Source organism: Pseudoalteromonas sp. Z9A5, from assembly GCF_011378875.1.
In the GTDB taxonomy this organism is placed as follows: domain Bacteria; phylum Pseudomonadota; class Gammaproteobacteria; order Enterobacterales; family Alteromonadaceae; genus Pseudoalteromonas.
In genome coordinates this window covers 77,055-96,891 of the sequence record NZ_WTLC01000019.1, presented here as the reverse complement: position 1 = coordinate 96,891, position 19,837 = coordinate 77,055, and the positions used below count along the sequence as shown (strand labels likewise).

Genomic DNA, 19,837 nt, shown 5'->3' with positions numbered 1-19,837 from the left:
CTACCGAGCAGTATTAAATACTAGACGTCGAGGCAAGCTCACTGACTTCGATGTGATAAATGATAGCTAATCATTTATCAATGAGAGATACAAGATGTAGAGCTTGCTCACGTGAAAAGCGTAGCTTTTAGTTACTTAAATAAAACACTATTCACAAAGAGAAGTGAAAAAGGAGTAAATGAGAAGATATAAGCCAAGAATAGCTTTAAATTAATCTCTTCCTCTAAAAGCGAAGCACCTCATAACCTCTTTGTGCATAAATCACTTCTTACGGGCTGTACTGTTACTCCAACAAGTTGCGCGTCTACAAGTTAACCGTAAATCTGCACCTTGGGCGGTAGGTCTTAAGCTTGCTCACATTAGAAGCGAAACTTCTACTTATACTCTAAATTAGATAATTAATTATGCTAGATCCTGCATTTAACCATGCTCTTTTCGACTTCGTTTAGACGCGGGTAATTTATTACTTAATATTGCCAAGCATAAAATAGCCATGAACAGCATTGAGTTTGCACCCGCTTGTAAAGAGTAATCTACCAATGAATGCAGCAACATATCTATAATTGCAATGGCACAGCCAAAAGCAACGCCCTGGAACAACGCTGTTTTACGCATTCGCATAGTATTAACACATAACCATAAACAATAGAGTATAAGTGAGCCTAGTGCAGCTGTAGCGGGTATACCTAGCTCTACTGCAAACTGTACGTAATCGTTATGGGCGTTATCGTAGTAACCAGAATAAGGCTCAGATTGATACGCCGGAAACGCCGTATAAAATGTACCACCACCAGAGCCCAATAAAGGTTTATCTAATATGAGTGGAATTGAGTCTCGGACTACTTCATCGCGTGTTTCTGATTGAATACTTGTTTCGCTAATTCGCTGTTTAACTTTTTCAACATCAAAAATGGCACCAATAATAATTAAATCAATAATAAAAAAACTAATTATTAGAAGCTTAAACGCTTTTGGTTTGTGCTTATAAATAAATAAAGCTAAAAAACTTACAACAATTAATGCAATAAAAAATGCCGAATTACCCATACGGCTACGCGTTAATATAAGCGCAACAATAATTATAATTAGCGAAATACGTAAAATAATTTTTGAACTTAAAAGTATTTCGGCCCAGGCACGTAAGGTTTGCTTAAGTGTTTGTTTATAATCACTATCAGAACGTTTTAACTCACTTACTAATACACCAATACCTAAGCATAAGCATAGTGCTAAATAATTAGCTAAAAAATTAGAGTAAGTAAAAGTGCCAATAGCGCGCTTGGTGTGTCTGTAGCCAAATAAAGGACTAACTATATCGGGTGAGAAATTTAAGTAACTTGCGTATAAAGCTTGGAAAACGCCCGCACAAATAATGGCATAAATAAGCTTTTTAATACGTTGGCTACTATTGCAATAAATAAATATTAACCAGCAAAACAGTATTATAAAACTGGTTTTAATTAGCATTTGCTTGGTCTGAAAGGGATCAATACTTATGCCTAATAACTGTACACAGCAAATTAAAACAACAATACCAAGAGCACCAAATAAAGGCCAAGAGTATAAAGGAGGGTAAAGGGGTTGCTCGTGGTTAATAGTGCAGTTAATTAAGTGAGCTAAAAATGTAGCCCCAATTAAAACGCCCATTGCTAAAATAGCCCAAGGACGATAACTACCTAAAGGAATAGGTAGCAAAAATAATATTGCACACAGCAAAAAAAATATAAAGCGATTCAAAGTAAACTCAAAAGTAAAAACGCAGCTCAAGCGCTGCGTTTATATTATATTCAATAAGCGATATTAGTTACCGACTTCTGAAATACCTTCATCGCCACCAGTACCACCAGCACCAGGTGGTAGTGTAATGACAGGAAAAGTAACAATAACAGGTGCTGTAGGTGTAACACCAGGAGTTGGACCTGCAGCAGTAGCTTCAGATGCAATACTTGCATCAATGCCAGCAGTAATAGCCGCAATGGTAACTGAATCGCTATTTATACCTGCGGCAACTAAAGCAGCTAAAAAATCTGCAATAAGCGAACTGTCAGCACCAAGAGCACTAACAACGTCAGAAATCATGGCATCTAATTGAGCATCAGAACAACTACCATTTGCAATTGGAGCATTTAAGTCTGCAGGAGCAATCTGACATAGCTGGTTAATCGCTTTGGCTAAATCTTTATTAAGCTGTTCAGGAGTTACATCTTTGTTATTTAAAATACTAAGTATGTTATCCATGCTTTGTTGTTGTAAAACTGTATTTGAGTCAGTTAATGCATAAGCAGGTACAGCGGTAAGTGCAGATGCGCTAGCGATTAAGCCAGCCAAGATAAGTGATTTCATCTCTCGTCCCTAGTTTGAGTGTCTAATTACAAAATTTTAGCGTATTTGCACAGAAAGTAAACTCTTTATTTACGCTATTATAATTTTCTTTAATAATTTTAGAAGGAGGCATAATCAAGTTACCTTGGACGCCATCACACCCTAAATTTTCAAGCATTTTTAATGTTTCCGGTTTTTCAATTAAGCAAGCTAAAACTTTAATCCCAAAGCCATGACAAATATTATTAACGGTTTGAATAAAAAACTGACTCTGTGTGTTATCTAATAGGTCTTGTATATAACTGCCGTCAATTTTCACGTATTCAATATCAAGACCCTGCAAATACCTAAACGACGTTAAGCTAGTACCAAAGTGCTCAACACATACACCAATACCAATATCTTTAATAGCATCTATATGCATAGACGCAATATGAACGTTATAAAGTAAGCTAATTTCATGAAGCTCAAAAATCAGGTTCGTTTTTATAATCGGCTTAGTGTGTGCGTATAGCGTAAGCCATTGTATAAAATCGGTTGAATATAAAGACGCTTTACTCACATTTAATGCAAATACATCATCTGGGTATTGCTCTTTAACATTAACAAAGTTACGAATTAGTTTTTTATCTAGTTCTTCAGTTAAGTTTAGTTTTTCAGCCATTGCAAATAAATGACCATTATTAATTTTTTCACCATCATGAATAAAATGTGCAAATACTTCAAAATAGCATTGCTCATTTTGAGTTTTAGCATGCTTAACAGCTTGTAATGAAAAACTTACTTCTGCAGAAGTGATTATAGATTGAATTAGTGCACGCCATTGTTTCACACTAAATAAGGTATCTTTATCTACTTTATCATTTGTAGAGTTTTCTCCAATTGTACAGCCAGTATCAAGGGCTGATAAAACACCACCAATAGAGGAGCCTTTCTCAACAGCAACAAGTGCAAAGTTGGCAAAGCCATTTATATGTAAACTATTTTTCTTTTGACTAAATGCGTCCATTATTTCTAAACGGGTTCGGTTTAAAAAAAGTGTATCGAAAGGTACCAAAGCAATAAATGTGCTGCCGTTTAACCTAAATACTTTAGAATTAGTTAGATGACTAATAATATCGATAAGTGTAACACTGACATCGCGTACATGTGCATCACCATCTTGATAACTTACAGTTTGGTTAATATTTGTAAGCGAAGGAAGTGTAATCATCATTGCAGAAATAGATGAGTCTTTACTGATTGTATTAACGACTGAGTGGAAGTGATTTTCAAACGACTTACGATTACCAAGACCCGTCAATGAATCAATGTATACTTCTTCCGCAAGCTTTTGCGTTTGTTTGGTAAGTGATTCAAATGTACTTTGTAAGTTAATAACCATATTGTTAATAGCTTTAGTGACTATACGTAGCTCTCGTGCAATTGGGATTTCTTCATTCAATGTAAATCGTTTACGAGTAACAAGGTGAGCTTGATTTTCTACTGCTTTTAAAGGTTTAAACACAGTACGTAAAATTAAAAAAGCCACTACAAGAGACGCCATCAATAATAAAAGTGAACTATAAAAACTGCGCTTTGTATGCTCCCAAAGTGTTAAATACGATTGACCTGTATGGCTTGTTACTTCAAGTACTCCCGACATTATCCAGCCACTATTTAGTTCTGAATACATAGTAGGTGCATTTAATCTGCAAAGTGCAATAAACCAATTAGGTACAGACTCAACACGTTTAGGGTTTTGAAGATCAAATACAACGATATTTTGCGAATCAGTAAACTTAATTTCATCATAATAACCGGAATCAAAAATAGCCGTTGCCATTGTTTGAGCAATCATTAAGCTATCCTCATCCAAGTAAGGTGAAATAGAAAGTCCTAAACTAGTTGCTGTATCTTGTGCGTGGCTGCCCATTTGTGTTTGAAGATAATTGCGAGTGGTATCAACATCAGTAATTACACGTACAACGAATGAGATAACAGAAATGACTATAATAAGGCCATAAACTTGAGTTTTAAGGCTTAACCCGTTTTTTAAAAATCGAGACATAATTCTTAGTTCCTTCTGACATTACTATTGGCGGGAGCAAGCTCACCATGTTCAATTCTTTCTAGCATAGTATTCCAAGCCGACACACCACTACTGTTTTTTACCTTATTACCTAATCCTTTCGATTTAGCTAACCATAAGCCTTGACCATTAAAACTATAAATGGGCGTTAAATCGGTTCGTTTATTGGCGGGTAATAGTTTGCTATTAAAATTTCCTAAAACAAAAGGAATTTGGTTAGGTTTTTCGATGTAAATAAGAACCATATGAGGTTGATTTACAGTACGTTGACGTACATACATCAATCTAATTTTGTCTTCGGGGATACCCAGTGCAATAAGTGTAAAATATTTTGCTATTACGTAATCTTCACAATCGCCCATACCAACACCTAAACTTTCAATGGGGGTAGCCCAGTAATCGTTTTGATTCCAAAGTTCTTTATCGGTTTTATATTTTATATTTTCATTAAAAAAATCGTTAACTAAGTGGATTTTTTGCCATTCACTATTATCAGAAGAGTCATCAATGAAGTTTAGCCATTTTTTTATTCTACTGTAACCACTATCACCATACTGGTTTTGTGCGCGGTCAATTATATCGCTATTACGCAGATACAAAAGTATGTCTTGCGAATAAACAAAAAAAGATAAAAATATTAAAATGCAAAGCCCTAAGCGCACAAACTAGTCCCCTGAAAACTAAACATAGTGATAGTATCATTAACCTTTAAAAAAAAGCCAATGAAAAAGAATGAGTTTTATTGTTTGTTGAAACACAAATTTAACAAAAAAATAATCAAAAAGGGTGTTTTTAAGATTGAGTGAAATATAGTGTAGTGTATAATAACCAATCCACATTGAATGTGAAATACATAAAAACGAACTCGACCCTTTAATTATTTTTGTGTTATTTGAAAAGTCATTAAAAAAGGAATTACGATGAGAGTCTTAAAAAAAGCAGCCTCACCTGTCATTTTTTTGGTCCACGCATGTTACTCGTGATCAAAGCTACAGCAAAAAAATGTTTCCTTTTGTTAATAAACAATTTATTCAATATGTAGTAAATAGAGCTGTACAAACCAGTATTAAAAAAACAGTAATAATTACTCATATTTCAAAAAATGCAATTGAAAACCACTTAGATACCAGCTTAAAATTTGAAATCACATTAAAAGTGCGTGTGAAAAGTTGTTTCTTAGATAAAAGTTACTCGATTGAATTAAATAACTTAATTAATTGAGCACTATGTTGCATCTACAACAATTCGGCAAACATTAAAAGATATCAACAGGGTGGATAGCAAGTTCAACTTACCGACGCATTATTAAAGCTTAGTCATCTAAATACTTATTATTTAAAAGTAAGTTAGACAGCTGTAGTTCAAAATTAGGTTATATGCTTGCCAAGGTAGAATATGCAATGCAATTAAGCTCTATGGATAACAAATTAGTAAATACGTTAAAACTTATTCACAGTAAGTGAATATTAAAGCTAACCAGTCAAAATGAAGGAAAATCATGGCTATTAAAATATTAAGTGTTTTTGGTACACGTCCTGAAGCTATTAAAATGGCACCGTTAGTAAAAGCATTAAATTTAGCTAGTGGTATAGAGGCAAAGGTATGCGTTACGGCACAACATAGAGAAATGCTTGATCAGGTACTCGATCTATTTGAAATAGTACCAGAATATGATCTAAATATAATGAAGCCTGGTCAAAGTTTGTACGATGTTACCACTAACATTCTTTTAGGTTTGAAACCAATATTAGAAGAATTTAAGCCAGATTTAATACTTGTCCATGGTGATACAAGCACAACACTATCAGCAAGTTTAGCTGCATTTTATCAGCAAATACCAGTTGGACACGTAGAAGCCGGTTTACGTACCGGTAATTTAGCCTCACCGTGGCCAGAAGAGGGTAATCGAAAACTAACAGGAGCAATCACTAAATTGCATTTTTCGCCTACCGATACCTCTCAACAAAATTTATTAAACGAAGGCGTTAACCCAAGCGATATAATTGTTACAGGTAACACTGTAATAGATGCATTATTACAAGTTGTAGATAAAGTAAAAACAGATAAAGTATTAATAGATACGTTAAAAGCAAAATTTCCTGAGCTAGATGAAAACAAAAAACTAATTTTAGTAACAGGGCATAGACGCGAAAGTTTTGGGGGAGGATTTGAACGTATTTGTGAAGCGCTTGCTGAAATAGCAACAGCTCACCCAGAAGCACAAGTACTTTACCCAATGCACTTAAATCCAAATGTACGAGAGCCTGTTAATCGCATATTAAAAAATGTAGACAACGTACACCTCATTGAACCACAAGATTACCTACCATTTGTTTACCTGATGAGTAAAGCGCACATAATCGTAACTGATTCAGGCGGTGTGCAAGAAGAAGCACCAAGTTTAGGTAAACCCGTTTTAGTAATGCGAGACACCACAGAGCGACCAGAAGCAGTAGTAGCCGGAACAGTTAAACTAGTTGGAACGGATAAAAACCGAATAATTGATGAGGTTAAAAACTTACTAACAAATCAAGCTGATTACGAAACGATGAGCCGTGCACATAACCCATACGGTGACGGCAAAGCATGTGAACGCATTATTTTAAAAATTAAACAGCACTTTAACGTGTAATAAATAGTTTTTTAAAGGATTTTACAATGACAATTAAAACAGTATCAGTAGTTGGTTTAGGATATATAGGTTTACCTACAGCAGCAGTAATTGCTTCAAGAGGAATTAATGTTATTGGTTTAGATGTAAACCAAAAAGCAGTTGATACTATCAATGCGGGTGAAATCCACATCGTAGAACCCGATTTAGATATTATTGTTAGAGGTGTTGTATCTACAGGTAACCTACGCGCAACTACCATTCCAGAAAAAGCGGATGTATTTATGGTTGCAGTACCTACACCATTTATTCACAGCGAAAGTGGCGATCATAAAGCCGATTTAAGTTACATAGAGTCGGCAGCTAAAACAATTGCACCAGTACTCGAAAAAGGCAATCTAGTTATTTTAGAATCAACCTCGCCTGTAGGTGCCACTGAACAGTTAGCACAATGGTTAAGCGAAGCCCGACCAGATTTAACATTCCCACAAGACAAAGGCGATGCAGCCGACATTAACATCGCACATTGCCCAGAGCGAGTATTGCCGGGTTATGTATTACAAGAGCTGGTATCAAACGATCGTGTTATTGGTGGAATGAGTAAAGCGTGTAGTGAAAAAGCAGTTAAATTATACGAATTATTTGTACGTGGCGAATGTATTATTACAAATGCGCGCACTGCTGAAATGGCAAAATTAACCGAAAACTCATTTCGCGATGTAAATATAGCATTTGCCAATGAGTTATCTGTCATTTGTGACAAGCTTAAAATAAATGTATGGGAACTTGTTAAGTTAGCTAATCGCCATCCACGCGTAAATATACTCAACCCAGGCCCAGGTGTTGGTGGGCACTGCATTGCAGTCGATCCATGGTTTATTGTAGCTAGTTGCCCAGATGACGCTAAAATAATTAAACAAGCGCGTTTAACAAACGACGCAAAACCATATTACGTTATTAGTAAAGTGACTAAAGCCGCTGACGAATTTAAACGACCAGTGATAGCGTGTTTAGGCTTAGCATTTAAAGCTGATATAGACGACTTACGCGAAAGCCCAGCACTTCAAATTGTTCAAGAGCTAGCGATAAAAAATGTAGGTAAAATTTTAGCTGTAGAACCTAATATACACACTCTTCCAGATAAACTTGCTTCAAATGGTGTCGAGCTAGTAACACTTGAATCTGCACTAGAGCAAGCAAATATCATTGTTGTTTTAGTTGACCATAAGCAATTTAAAGCAGCGGATAAAACTGAGTTTGCGTCAAAAGTGGTTATTGATACACGTGGGATTATTTAAGCTAAATGTCTAAAAAAGATAATATTGTTAAAGTATTTTGGTATGGGTTAGAAAATTTCACCACAATAGCTTTTGGTTTATTAAGTGTTGTACTGGTTGCTCGCTTATTTGGACCTGAAAGTTTAGGTAAATTAAGTTATATCCAAGCTATATCTGCTTTAACAGTATTTATAACTGTACTTGGTTTAGATCATATTGTAGTAAGAGATCTATCACGAAAACCTACTGATGTTGACTATATATCAACTGTTTTTATAACTCAATTCGTAGCTTGGTGTATACAGTGTTTAGTCATTTACGGTGGTATATGGTTTGTAAGTGATGGAATTATTGAAGCTGATTTATTCGTTATATTCATATGGGTTTCAATTTCAGTATATTTTTCAAGAGCGACAGTTGTAAAATTATATTTTCAATCAGTAAATCAACCTAAAAAAATAGGTTTAGCGGCTTTAAAGTCACGGTTAATAGCTCTAATGTACTTGTTTTTAGCATTGGCGTGTAATTTTTCTTATGAATATGTAGTGGCATTTATCCCGATACAAGCCGTACTGCAGTTTTTATTTTTATTTTTCGATTATAAAAAAAATCAAAAAATAAAAGTTAGCTTTAGCTTTAGTATAATTAAAAAAGTACTCCTTGAAGCTAGGCCATTGTTAATAGCTGCAGCAATATACCCGTTATTTATACAGGCGGATATTGTTTTAATATCAAGTATGATGTCGCAAGCTGACGCCGGTATTTATAGTGCTGCAGGTAAAGTAATAATGCAGTTCGCTTTTGTAGGTACAATAATTACTATGACTTTCTATTTACCTTTATCAAAAAAAGTAGACACACAAAGTGATGATCTTGATTTGTTTTTTTCAGGATTAATTAAAATACTATTTGTTTTTGGGCTGGTTAGTGCGATTTCAGTTGGTTTTTTTTCGGATCTAATAATTAAACTTCTTTTTGGAAATGAGTTTATTGATGCAGCACCCATTTTAAAAATACTCATCTGGAAAATAGTTGTTATATATATAGCTGCAGTATTTTCACGTATGTTAGTACTAATGAATTTAGCTAAATTTGAACTAATAAAATCGATAGTTGCCGCAAGCTTTAGTTTAAGTATGAACTACTTTTTAATACCTATTTATGGTTTATACAGTGCTGCAATTATTTCGGTTTTATCATTTTTTATAGCAGATTTGTTTTTTTATGCTGTGTTTAAAAAAACACGATATCTGTTTTTTACGGCAATTAAAGCGATGTTTGACGTGTTTATTCACCCAATTAAAAGTTATGAAAATATAAACTATGTTATATCGAGTAAAAATTAAATGATTTCTTTGTCTATTATAATTCCTGTATACAATGGGGAAGAATACTTAACGCAAGCTTTAGGTTCAATTGTTGACCAAATTGATAATCAAAGCGAAGTAATTATTATTAATGATGGCTCTACTGACAATAGCTTGAGCATTATAAATAACAACTATAAAAATGAAATTGACTCTGGTCTGTTTAAAGTTATTGATCAAGCTAATGCTGGCGTAAGTGTTGCAAGAAATAACGGAATAAAGCAATCAGTTGGAGAGTATATTACTTTTATTGATGCAGATGACTTTATATTACCAGGATACTTTTTAGAAATTCAGGCTGGTATTAAAGCTCATCCAGTAGATGTTTTAGAGATGGGCTATATTCCTTTTATTAACAAGAGTGATGTATCGAGTGGAAAAGCTTGTTATAGCCATAATACATTCGGATTAGTAGATAGTAGCACTGTTATAAGTAGTATATTCTCAAGGTCTTTATTTTATCCTTTTCTACGAGTGATAAAACGTTCATTTTTTGATAATAATCTATTTCCAGTAGGCATAAAGTTTTGTGAGGATTTAATTTTATTACAAAATATATATCGTCAAAGTAAGCACATTTACCACATAGAAAAGCCTTTATATGCATATAGACTTAACCCAAATGGTGCTACTGGTAATGTAAAGCCTGAGTATATTACTGGAATGCTAAGTTTTTACACAAGCCTTTTAGGAAAACAAGAAGTCCATATTATGTATTTAAAAGCAAATATATTTTATGTTATTTATAAAGCACATGAAAATTTGAATTTAAAAATTAATTTATCACCTAATATACGAAAAGACAGTTTAAAACTTCTATGGACATTATTGTGGGATAATAAGATCACTAAAAAAAGAAAATTTATTATTTTTAGCCCTAATTTATTTTATTTATTACGTAAGATTATAAAAGGCAGTAATTAATGAGAAAAATATTATTATTAGTTCCACTCACTACTCTTGAATGGGGCACTAAAAATATGGGAGGGGTTGACTCTGTATGCCAAATGTTAATAAAAAGTCTACAACATGACCCATCAACTGATTTTTTTTACAGAGTAATTGCTTTTGATCCAACAAATTCAGTGAATAATGAAGGCGAAGTAATAAAAATAAATAGTAGCCTTGAAGTCATACAGTTTAATATTAAAAATCCATCAAAAAGTAAATTAGCTAAGTTACCTAATTTATTATATCAAATAAAAATAATTAAAGCACAGGTGAGGAACTTTTCACCCGATATAGTCCATTCACACTTTGCCAGTTGGTTAGTAGGTTTAAATAAAGCGTTACCTACTATTTCCACAATACATAGCTATAAAAAAATTGGTCGAAAGCCTAGAGGTTTTTTAAATAACTTACTGTATGAACGTATTTTACCTAGCTTAGCCCCGCTTTTTATTGAACGTTATACTTGTGTCAGTAAATATTTAAAAAGTCACATTAAAAACGATATAAAAAAAGATGTATCTGTTATTTACAACCCAATAGATGAAGCTTATTTTAACCATAATAAAGTGAATAATCCTTCTAGCGATATTGCCTTTGTAACATGCGCATTAATTCATTATAAAAAAGGTATACATCATATAGTTGACGTGCTTTATTTATTAAAGCAACAGGGTTATAAAGCAACATTGAAAGTAATAGGACCTGAGTCAGATAAAGATTATGTAAATACACTAAAAAATTTAATAGCGAGCAAAGACTTAACTAAAGAGGTGGAGTTTTTAGGCGCTAAAACAACAAAAGAAATAGTTAACATATACCAAAAATGCGATATTGGTATATTTTTATCATCCGAGGAAACATTTGGGTTGGTGCCAATAGAAATGTTAGCGGCAAATTTACCTGTACAATGTTTAAATACAGGTGTGATTTCAGATTTAAATGATAGTAAAGAAAAAGCAGGGCTTTGTATTTACAATACAGTTAACTCGATCAAAATTGCAAAAGATGCTGTTTTTTTGAAATCAAATAAAGTTAAAGTTAATAATGATTTTATACACGAGTTGTTCAGTGTAGGAAAAGTTATTAATGATTATGAAAATCTATATAAAAAAACAATTTCGAAATAATTATAAGCTTCGCTTTAAAGCGAAGTATGGTTATATTTTAATATATTAAAATCGTGGGATGTAGGTATGTTTCTTACTTTAAAATACAAACAGATTAAAGAAATGTGGCTCAGAAATGACAGATAAAAAACTATATAATTATTTAGTTTCAATTATAACTTTAGCTTTTTTATTAAGTGGCTATCTTCTTGAAAATATGGGAATTAAATATATATCTGAAGGTGGAAGCCCACTATTTAAAATTCATGTGTATTCATATCTTATCTTTTTTACGTTTTTTATATTAGTTATATCAGGGCGATATAAAACCCACTTTACATTGCTTTCAAAGATAAATAAAGCTTGGATGACGAGTGTCATCTTAGTGTCGCTATCTATTGTATATGGGCTTTATAAGCAAGGCACATCAGGTATGGCTTATTTTATAGATACTATCATGAGCCCTATAATTCTTGTTTTTTTACTTTCAGCTTTAAGTCGAGAAAGAGCAGATAAATTATTAACTTTTGTTGCTTGGTTATTATTATTAAATTCCAGTATTGCAATATGTGAATTTATGCTCAATAAAACTTTAGTTCCGGTTGAGTATGAGAATTTTACTTTTTTTAGATCAACAGCTTTACTTAATCATGCACTTAATAATGCACTTATAACAGCAGCACTTTCACCCATATTAATGAATAAAACAAGAGTGCCAGCTCTAATTTATTTCGCAATATCTTTTTTAGCATTATTTTGTTATGGGGGACGCGGAGCTATGGGTTTATATTTAATTTGTACAGTGTTTATTAGCATGGGTACTCTAAAAATGTTTGTAACAACGGGTATAAAAATAGACAAATTAAAATTTTCTTTGTATCAAGCTTCTTTTGTTGTTTTGATATTATTATTAGCATTAATATTAATTAATACTGAAATGGGGTCGCGAATTCTCTCTAAACTCCACGTTGATAATAGTGCGCAGGTTCGTTTTGATGTATTTATATTATTAGAACAGCTAACTATCACTGAATGGTTGTTTGGTGCTTCAGACTATTTAATGTCTAGTGTCAAATTTTTTATAGGGGTTGGAACAATTGAAAATTATTTTATTGGGTGGATATTAAGCGGGGGTGTGATTTTTGCATCGATGATTTTTATATCATGTTTTTATATTCCTTTTAAAATAGCTTCTAGTAAATCTTTGTTGATGAAAGTTTCATTATTCAGTTTTGTTTTAATATCTCTGACTAACAATGCGTTGACCACAAAAACGCCAGCTTTATTATTATTATACTGTGTTCTTTATTGTAATTATATTGTTGTAAATAGAAAAAAAATATAAAATATTAATTAATATTGGTGATAGATTTATGATTAAACGTTTTTTGGCAAAAATTAAAGCATCTGCTTTTTTTTCTTTTCTTAGGCGCTGTAAATACAAGCTGAAAAGGAAAAACAAAAATAGTGTATTTATATCACTAGAAGAATTTGAAAAAATTTTAATTAATGACCTAGGCATAACCTCAGGTGATGCAATTATGGTGCATTGTGGATTTGGTTTTCTCAAAGCAAGTTTTACACCAAATGATTTGATTGAGTTATTAATTAAAACGGTAGGTCCTAATGGTCATATAATGATGCCATTTTATCCTCCTGGTTTATCGAGAGATTGGGCATGTTCTGAAAATATATTTGATCCTGATAAGGTGAAAAGTTCAACAGGAGTTGTTTCTCAATTATTTAATAACCGTTCAGATACATATGTAAGTTGCCATCCATTAAAAGCTGTTTCTGTATGGGGCTTAAATGCTGAAGAAATAGTTGCTGGACATCAAAAGTCGTCTTATCCATATGATATAGATAGTCCATATTACAAATTTGCTAAACTGAAAAACTCTAAATCTATAGGTTTGGGGGTAAAAAACTGTTCTACTTTTCATCTGGCGGAAGATTTATATGAAGATAATAAATCTTACCTTTATACAAAATTCCAACAAAGCCTGAAGGTACAATATAAAAAAGAAAGCGTAATTATTAATACATATTACCACCATGGGAAGATTAAACTTATGGAGTCACTAGTATTTTTAGGCTTTAGATTACCTACGTTGGTGAAGGTTTTTGATCTAAATAATACGAGTTTTTATGTGGTCAGGAATGATGAATTATTAAAGGCTTGTAAGGAGCTATTCCAAAAAGGGTTTACACGTATATGTCACTAAAATATATCTTAACTTTTGATTATGAACTCTTTGGCAGTGGTAGAGGTGATATTCACAAGCACATAATAGCTCCTACACAACGTATTATTGATATTATGGGAAAGCATAATATTAAAGCAACTTTTTTTGTTGAAATACTTGAGGTCGAAGCAATACTTTCACTAAAAAAATCATATCCTAAGCAAAGTAGAGAGTACCGCGATGCAGTTGCTTTAGAGAATCAAATACATAATTTAATTATGCTAGGGCATGATATTCAACTGCATTTACATCCGCAGTGGTATGGGGCTAAATATATAAACGGGAATTGGGATTTGAATTTTGATTTATGGAGATTTTCTTCTCTACCTTATAGAACAGAGGGTTTGGTACCGGGGAAATATGATTTAATAAAGTATGGGAAATTTGCTTTAGAACAACTAATTCAAAAAGTTAAGCAAGACTATAAGTGCGTTGCATTTCGTGCCGGAGGCTATAATGTTGGTACTGATAAGTCTTCGCTTCAAGCATTGTTGGAAAATGATATTATATTGGATTCATCAATTTGCCCTGGTTATTTTACCCAGAAAGCATTGTGTCAATATGATTATAGAGATGCTCCTGATGAAATGTGTTATTGGCTATCTTCTGACTCTCTTATTAGGCCAGTTGAAAAGAAAACCAATGATAAAACCTGTATTGAACTACCGCTGCTTACTATCAATTCGAGTAAATTAGATAAAATTAGTTTTTCTAGAATATTAAACCAAATACGAAATAAAAAATTTAAACACATAAATTATTTGCCAAATGACAAACAAGAATATTCAAATGAAATTGCTGCAAAGAATAGTAATTATGATATTTGTTTGTCAAGTAGGAGACAAATTTTAAAATTTAATGAAAAAATAAATTATTTAAATACAGGCGATAATACGACTATTACTCTGATTGGACACCCTAAAGATTATAGTTTTTTTTCACCATTATCTAGAATACTAAAAAAAATAAATTCAGAATCTTTTATTACAGTTGATTTTTTTGTAAAGGAAGTCAAAAATGTATACAAGTAAAATATATATAAAATCACCAGTTTTTATTCAAAATATATTTATTTCATTTTTAAATTTAACAAAAAAAATATTAAGATCTACGTCTTCTGTAGACGTTTTTACAAAAAAGTTGATTGAAAATGAAAGGTCAGAAGTAAAACTAAATAAATATTGCGAAGAAAAATTAATTACAGTTTTAAATAATGCAAGGGATAACTCTCCTTATTACTCTTACTCTAAATCAGCAGAAATAAACCTCCTAAATTTTAAATATATAACAAAGGACGAAGTATTTAATTGTTCGGATAAAATATTAAACAGCAATATTAAAGGTCGTAGAATCAAAGGTCAGACAAGTGGCACGACAGGTAAGGCGTTAACTATTTATCAAAATTTAGAATCTATAAGATCTGAAAAAGCTTTTAATAATAGGCAGCGTTTATGGGCAGGCTATGAAAAAGGAGATAAAAGAGCTTGGATAAGAGGTGATGTAATTGTCCCACTAAATCAAAAAAAAGCACCTTTTTGGAGATATTCCTATTTTGAAAATATGATTCTATTATCTTCATTTCACATGACAAAAGATGCTCTTCAATTATATATAGATGAAATGGTCGATTTTGGAGTTAATATAATCCAAGCTTATCCATCATCTATTATTACTTTGGCAAAACATTTAGAAAATACAAATCAATATTATGGAGGGAATTTAAAATCAATAATTACCTCATCAGAATCACTTACATCAATAGATAAAAAAATAATAGAAGAACGCTTTAATTGTATAGTGTTTGATTGGTATGGCTTGTTTGAAAGAGTAGCGGCAATAGCGAGTTGTGAACATGGGCGTTACCATATTTTAAGTGATTATTCTCATGTAGAGCTGCTAACTGTGGGTAAAACAGAAGATGGACGTGATATAGCTGAAATAATTGGTACTAACTTTAACAACCTCCTTTTTCCTTTAATAAAGTATAAAACAGGTGATCATGTGATTTTATCGAATGAATCGGAGTGTCCCTGTGGACGGGTTTTTCCGATTGTTGAATCAATTGAAGGTAGAGTTGGAGATTATCTTGTTGGAGAAGATAAACAAGAAATCCATATTTTGAATCATATTCCAAAGGGAGTACTAGGTATTCTTGCTTGTCAGTTTATACAGCGCAAGGATTTAAGTGTTGAGATTAACGTTATTGCAGATCAATCTTTATTTTCTGAAATAGAGAAAAATAAATTAATATTTAATACAAAAAAACGAATTGGTCATTCTTTGAAAGTTATAGTTGTTGAAGTTGAAAGTATTAAAAGGACTAAAAATGGAAAGTTCAAACAAGCTATAAGGGAGTTTTGATTTGAATAAGTATAAAAATTTAACAATTGCAACCAGTATAGATGGAAAAGGAGGTGTTGCAACTGTTTTAAATGTGTTGAAAAGTGAAGGTTTTTTTAGTCAATCAAACTCTGAACTATTAGTTAGTCACTCTAGGTATTATAAATATAAACTTTTTAATTCTTTATTTGTATTCACCTTATGTATTAATAAATTAATTTATAACTTACTTTTTAATAAAGTTGGGGCTATACATTTCCATATGTCTTCTAGAGGAAGTTATATGCGAAAGTCAATTCTAGTTAGAATAGCTAAGTGTTTTAAAGTGAAAATTATTATTCACTTACATAGCGGTGAATTTAGAAAGTTTTATAGTGAAGAGTGTAATTCAAAAAAAAGAGAACATATACGTAATACGTTCAACATGGCAGATAAAGTAATCGTTTTATCTGCTCAAGTACTTGATTGGCTGAATACTATTTTAGATGACAAGTCTAAAGGGGTGGTTATTTATAATTCAGTTCCTTGTAAATTGATAAAACCATTGATGGATAGTGAATTTTTTAATTTTGTATTCTTAGGTCGTTTAGCAGACAAAAAAGGGGTATCAGACTTGATTATGGCTTTTTCTATAGTCGCAAAAAGTTATCCTCAAGCTCGATTATTACTGGGAGGTGATGGTGAATTAGACAAGTTTAAAATACTAGTTAGTAAATTAAACTTGAATGATAGTGTTCAATTTTTAGGATGGATTTCGGGTGATGCGAAAGATGAGCTATTGCGAAAAACGAATTCGTATGTGTTACCAAGTTATAACGAGGGCTTTCCTATGGGGATTCTTGAAGCTATGTCTTGTAATATACCTATTATTGCTACTGATGTCGGGGGGATACCTGATGCGATTACCTCAGGAGAAGAAGGTTTGCTGATCAACGCTGGCGACATTGATGGTTTAACTAACGCTATGAAATATTCAATTGAATCTCCATTAGAAATACAGCGTATGCAGGAAAAAGCCAGTATTAAATATTTAAATAAATTCAGTCCCAATATTATAATCCCTCAGCTAATCACTATTTATAAAGATTTAGGTGTAGCTTAGGATTAAAACTTAAACTAATAGATCTCGGCTTAGTTTTATTAATAAAACCAAGTCAAAAATTATTTCAACATTGTTGCAATTTATATATTTGAATACTAACGCGGTTATATTTAAGTATATATTATTTTTATCCCTCTGTTGATTTGTAGGAGAACCTCATTGAGAAAAAAAATAAATTTAACAATAGCTACTGATATTACAGGTAAAGGTGGTATTTCTAGTGTTTTGAATGTTTTAAGTAATAAAGGTTTTTTCTCTGCAACTAATTCAAAATTATTAGCAAGTCATATTAACAAAACCAAGTTAAAGTCATTAAATCAGTTGTTAACATTTTTTTTGTGTATTTTAAAATTACTATTTAATATTTTTATTTTTAACGTAGGTTTAGTGCATATCCATATGGCTTCTAGGGGAAGTTATACTCGAAAGTCAATTTTAATAAGGATAGCTCATTTTTTTAAAGTGAAAATAATTATTCATCTTCATGGTGCAGAGTTTAAAGACTTTTATAATACTGAATGCAGTAATGCGAAAAAGGAACATATTCAAAATACCTTTAATATGGCAGATAAAGTGATAGTACTATCTACACAATGGCTAGATTGGCTTAACACTATTTTAAATGATGAAAGTAAAGGTGTGATTATTTATAACGCTGTGCCTGTTCTACCTATACAGCGGGTAGAGCAAAGTGAACTTTTTAACTTTGTATTTTTAGGTCGTTTAGGTGAAAGAAAAGGGGTAGCTGATCTTATTACAGCCTTTGCAAGAGTAACAAAATGTTACCCTCATGCTCGACTTTTACTTGGTGGGGATGGCGAGTTAGCTAAATTTAATGAAATGGTTAAGTATTTAGATCTCGAAGATAAGGTTGAATTTTTAGGTTGGGTGTCGGGTGATACTAAATTAGAAATTTTGAAAAATGCTAATTCATTTGTTTTACCAAGCTATAACGAAGGTTTCCCTATGGGGATACTTGAGGCCATGTCTTGTAATATACCAGTGATTGCGTCTAAAGCAGGTGGAATACCTGATGCTATAACGTCTGGTGAAGAGGGGTTATTGGTTGATGCGGGTGATGTTGATGCATTAACTAATGCGATGATATTTTCGATTGAGTCTCCACTTGAAATAAAAAAAATGGAAATGCAAGCATTTGATAAATATAGCATTAAGTTTAGTCCTGATATTATTATTCCTCAAATCATTAAAATCTATAAAGAACTAGGCGCTATGTAAATGAATACAAGCTTATATGAATGCAAGCAGCTAATTTTGGATGCAGCAAAAAATAATAATTATGCAGGTCAAGACCCTTTTGACGGTTTAAATAGTCGTTTATTTAACATTTTCCCAAGTTTAAAAACGGGCTTGTTTGGTCTGGCATTTATCCAGCTTAATAAGCGGTTAGCTATAAACATAAGACCGCTTTTAGGGGTTCCTAAAATGCGTAATCCAAAAGGTATTGGATTATTTATTTTAGGTTTACTAGAGGATTATAAATCGACTAATGAAGACAAGTATCTAACAGAAGCTATTACGTTAGCTGATTGGTTACTAACGCAACAAAGTGATCCTGCTAAATGGCAACACAGTTGCTGGGGTTACCATTTTGATTGGAATGCTCGTGCTTTTTATGTACCTAAGGGTAAGCCTAATGTGATTACGACTATTTATGTTGCACAAGCTTTGTATGCGCTTAGTGTAATTACAGGTGACATTAAATATAGTAATCCTGCTTTTGATAGCGCTCATTTTATTGTGAAAACATTATACAAAGAATCAGAAGGGAGAAAGTATTTTGCTTATATTCCAGGGGAATCTGCATTTGTTCATAATGCGAACCTTTGGGGAGCTGCTTGGGTTGCTAAAGTTGCTTCGATTACCAATAACAATGATTATAAAAAATTGGCGTTAAATGCAGCTAGGCAAACAGTATCTGAACAAGGTGCCGATGGCTCTTGGGTTTATGGGGCTAGGCATCACCACCAATTTATTGATGGGTTTCATACTGGTTATAACTTAGAGGCTTTAACAGTATTAAGTGATGCGCTGCAAATAGATGAGTTTAATGGGTCTATTGCCTTAGGCTTAAAATACTATAAAGAACATCTGTTTGAAGATGACGGTACTGCTAAATATTATAATAACAACCGGTATCCTTTAGACATGCATAGTGTATCGCAAGCTATTTTTACATTAATAAAAGTGGGTCAGACTGTTGATGATTTTACGATGGCTAAAAAAATCATAGATCGATCTATTGAAACACTTTATTTGTCTAAACAAAAATGCTTTATTTATCAAAAAAATAAGTATTTTACTAATAAGATAGATTATATCCGCTGGACTCAAGCATGGGTTTATTATTCGTTTGCCTTTTTTAATAGACAAAATAATTTAGTTAACAAAAAATGTGATAATGAATAAAATATCAATAATGG

At 32.3% G+C, this 19,837-nt stretch carries 16 protein-coding genes and 1 pseudogene; 13 read left to right on the top strand and 4 right to left on the bottom strand.

Annotation, left to right across the window (positions count from 1 at the left end; translation table 11 throughout):
* Nucleotides 1-420: 420 nt before the first annotated feature.
* The 4 genes and pseudogenes from GQR56_RS11630 to GQR56_RS11615 form a co-directional block, all read right to left on the bottom strand.
* Complete coding sequence (locus GQR56_RS11630) at nucleotides 421-1,737, bottom strand: O-antigen ligase family protein (protein WP_166111569.1); 1,317 nt, start codon at nucleotides 1,735-1,737, stop codon at nucleotides 421-423.
* 63 nt (nucleotides 1,738-1,800) lie between these two features.
* Nucleotides 1,801-2,343 (bottom strand): hypothetical protein, encoded by a 543-nt coding sequence (locus GQR56_RS11625; RefSeq protein WP_166111564.1) that lies wholly within the window; start codon nucleotides 2,341-2,343, stop codon nucleotides 1,801-1,803.
* 22 nt (nucleotides 2,344-2,365) lie between these two features.
* Nucleotides 2,366-4,372 carry an EAL domain-containing protein gene (locus GQR56_RS11620; protein ID WP_166111561.1) on the bottom strand — a complete coding sequence of 669 codons (2,007 nt, stop codon included), beginning with the start codon at nucleotides 4,370-4,372 and terminating at the stop codon, nucleotides 2,366-2,368.
* A pseudogene (locus GQR56_RS11615) lies at nucleotides 4,338-5,055 on the bottom strand (transglutaminase-like cysteine peptidase). The gene GQR56_RS11620 and the pseudogene GQR56_RS11615 overlap by 35 nt, the downstream one beginning before the upstream one ends.
* Nucleotides 5,056-5,395: 340 nt before the next feature.
* On the opposite strand from GQR56_RS11615, the gene GQR56_RS21705 reads away from it, so the two are divergent.
* From GQR56_RS21705 to GQR56_RS11550, 13 genes are all read left to right on the top strand, one after another.
* Entirely contained in the window at nucleotides 5,396-5,614 is a 219-nt protein-coding gene (locus GQR56_RS21705; RefSeq protein ID WP_346775764.1) for a hypothetical protein, read from the top strand.
* A gap of 277 nt (nucleotides 5,615-5,891) precedes the next feature.
* On the top strand, nucleotides 5,892-7,025 hold the full coding sequence (gene wecB / locus GQR56_RS11605) for a UDP-N-acetylglucosamine 2-epimerase (non-hydrolyzing) (RefSeq protein ID WP_166111555.1): 1,134 nt from the start codon (nucleotides 5,892-5,894) through the stop codon (nucleotides 7,023-7,025).
* Between the two features lie 26 nt (nucleotides 7,026-7,051).
* Complete coding sequence (wecC, locus tag GQR56_RS11600) at nucleotides 7,052-8,302, top strand: UDP-N-acetyl-D-mannosamine dehydrogenase (RefSeq protein WP_166111552.1); 1,251 nt, start codon at nucleotides 7,052-7,054, stop codon at nucleotides 8,300-8,302.
* A gap of 5 nt (nucleotides 8,303-8,307) precedes the next feature.
* A complete protein-coding gene (locus GQR56_RS11595; protein ID WP_166111549.1) occupies nucleotides 8,308-9,627 on the top strand; it encodes a flippase in 1,320 nt (439 codons plus the stop codon).
* Nucleotides 9,628-10,572 carry a glycosyltransferase gene (locus tag GQR56_RS11590; protein ID WP_166111546.1) on the top strand — a complete coding sequence of 315 codons (945 nt, stop codon included), beginning with the start codon at nucleotides 9,628-9,630 and terminating at the stop codon, nucleotides 10,570-10,572.
* Complete coding sequence (locus GQR56_RS11585) at nucleotides 10,572-11,726, top strand: VpsD family glycosyltransferase (RefSeq protein WP_166111543.1); 1,155 nt, start codon at nucleotides 10,572-10,574, stop codon at nucleotides 11,724-11,726. The genes GQR56_RS11590 and GQR56_RS11585 overlap by 1 nt, the downstream gene beginning before the upstream one ends.
* A gap of 115 nt (nucleotides 11,727-11,841) precedes the next feature.
* Nucleotides 11,842-13,050, top strand: coding sequence for a VpsF family polysaccharide biosynthesis protein (locus GQR56_RS11580; protein ID WP_166111540.1), 1,209 nt, complete (start codon nucleotides 11,842-11,844; stop codon nucleotides 13,048-13,050).
* A gap of 28 nt (nucleotides 13,051-13,078) precedes the next feature.
* Entirely contained in the window at nucleotides 13,079-13,930 is an 852-nt protein-coding gene (locus GQR56_RS11575) for an AAC(3) family N-acetyltransferase (protein ID WP_166111536.1), read from the top strand.
* Nucleotides 13,921-14,982, top strand: coding sequence for a hypothetical protein (locus GQR56_RS11570; protein WP_166111533.1), 1,062 nt, complete (start codon nucleotides 13,921-13,923; stop codon nucleotides 14,980-14,982). The genes GQR56_RS11575 and GQR56_RS11570 overlap by 10 nt, the downstream gene beginning before the upstream one ends.
* Entirely contained in the window at nucleotides 14,969-16,312 is a 1,344-nt protein-coding gene (locus GQR56_RS11565; protein ID WP_166111530.1) for a phenylacetate--CoA ligase family protein, read from the top strand. The genes GQR56_RS11570 and GQR56_RS11565 overlap by 14 nt, the downstream gene beginning before the upstream one ends.
* A gap of 1 nt (nucleotide 16,313) precedes the next feature.
* Nucleotides 16,314-17,393: a glycosyltransferase family 4 protein gene (locus tag GQR56_RS11560; RefSeq protein ID WP_166111527.1), complete on the top strand. Its 1,080-nt coding sequence runs from the start codon at nucleotides 16,314-16,316 to the stop codon at nucleotides 17,391-17,393.
* 159 nt (nucleotides 17,394-17,552) lie between these two features.
* Nucleotides 17,553-18,632 carry a glycosyltransferase family 4 protein gene (locus GQR56_RS11555; RefSeq protein WP_166111524.1) on the top strand — a complete coding sequence of 360 codons (1,080 nt, stop codon included), beginning with the start codon at nucleotides 17,553-17,555 and terminating at the stop codon, nucleotides 18,630-18,632.
* Nucleotides 18,633-19,823 (top strand): aspartate-semialdehyde dehydrogenase, encoded by a 1,191-nt coding sequence (locus GQR56_RS11550; RefSeq protein ID WP_166111521.1) that lies wholly within the window; start codon nucleotides 18,633-18,635, stop codon nucleotides 19,821-19,823.
* The last annotated feature ends 14 nt before the right edge of the window (nucleotides 19,824-19,837 follow it).

What these genes read in the sequence shown, in the direction of transcription:
- GQR56_RS11625 (WP_166111564.1), bottom strand. Translation starts at nt 2,343, where the DNA reads ATGAAATCACTTATCTTGGCTGGCTTAATCGCTAGCGCATCTGCACTT.
- GQR56_RS11620 (WP_166111561.1), bottom strand. Translation starts at nt 4,372, where the DNA reads ATGTCTCGATTTTTAAAAAACGGGTTAAGCCTTAAAACTCAAGTTTAT.
- GQR56_RS21705 (WP_346775764.1), top strand. Translation starts at nt 5,396, where the DNA reads ATGTTTCCTTTTGTTAATAAACAATTTATTCAATATGTAGTAAATAGA.
- wecB (WP_166111555.1), top strand. Translation starts at nt 5,892, where the DNA reads ATGGCTATTAAAATATTAAGTGTTTTTGGTACACGTCCTGAAGCTATT.
- wecC (WP_166111552.1), top strand. Translation starts at nt 7,052, where the DNA reads ATGACAATTAAAACAGTATCAGTAGTTGGTTTAGGATATATAGGTTTA.
- GQR56_RS11595 (WP_166111549.1), top strand. Translation starts at nt 8,308, where the DNA reads ATGTCTAAAAAAGATAATATTGTTAAAGTATTTTGGTATGGGTTAGAA.
- GQR56_RS11590 (WP_166111546.1), top strand. Translation starts at nt 9,628, where the DNA reads ATGATTTCTTTGTCTATTATAATTCCTGTATACAATGGGGAAGAATAC.
- GQR56_RS11585 (WP_166111543.1), top strand. Translation starts at nt 10,572, where the DNA reads ATGAGAAAAATATTATTATTAGTTCCACTCACTACTCTTGAATGGGGC.
- GQR56_RS11580 (WP_166111540.1), top strand. Translation starts at nt 11,842, where the DNA reads ATGACAGATAAAAAACTATATAATTATTTAGTTTCAATTATAACTTTA.
- GQR56_RS11575 (WP_166111536.1), top strand. Translation starts at nt 13,079, where the DNA reads ATGATTAAACGTTTTTTGGCAAAAATTAAAGCATCTGCTTTTTTTTCT.
- GQR56_RS11570 (WP_166111533.1), top strand. Translation starts at nt 13,921, where the DNA reads ATGTCACTAAAATATATCTTAACTTTTGATTATGAACTCTTTGGCAGT.
- GQR56_RS11565 (WP_166111530.1), top strand. Translation starts at nt 14,969, where the DNA reads ATGTATACAAGTAAAATATATATAAAATCACCAGTTTTTATTCAAAAT.
- GQR56_RS11550 (WP_166111521.1), top strand. Translation starts at nt 18,633, where the DNA reads ATGAATACAAGCTTATATGAATGCAAGCAGCTAATTTTGGATGCAGCA.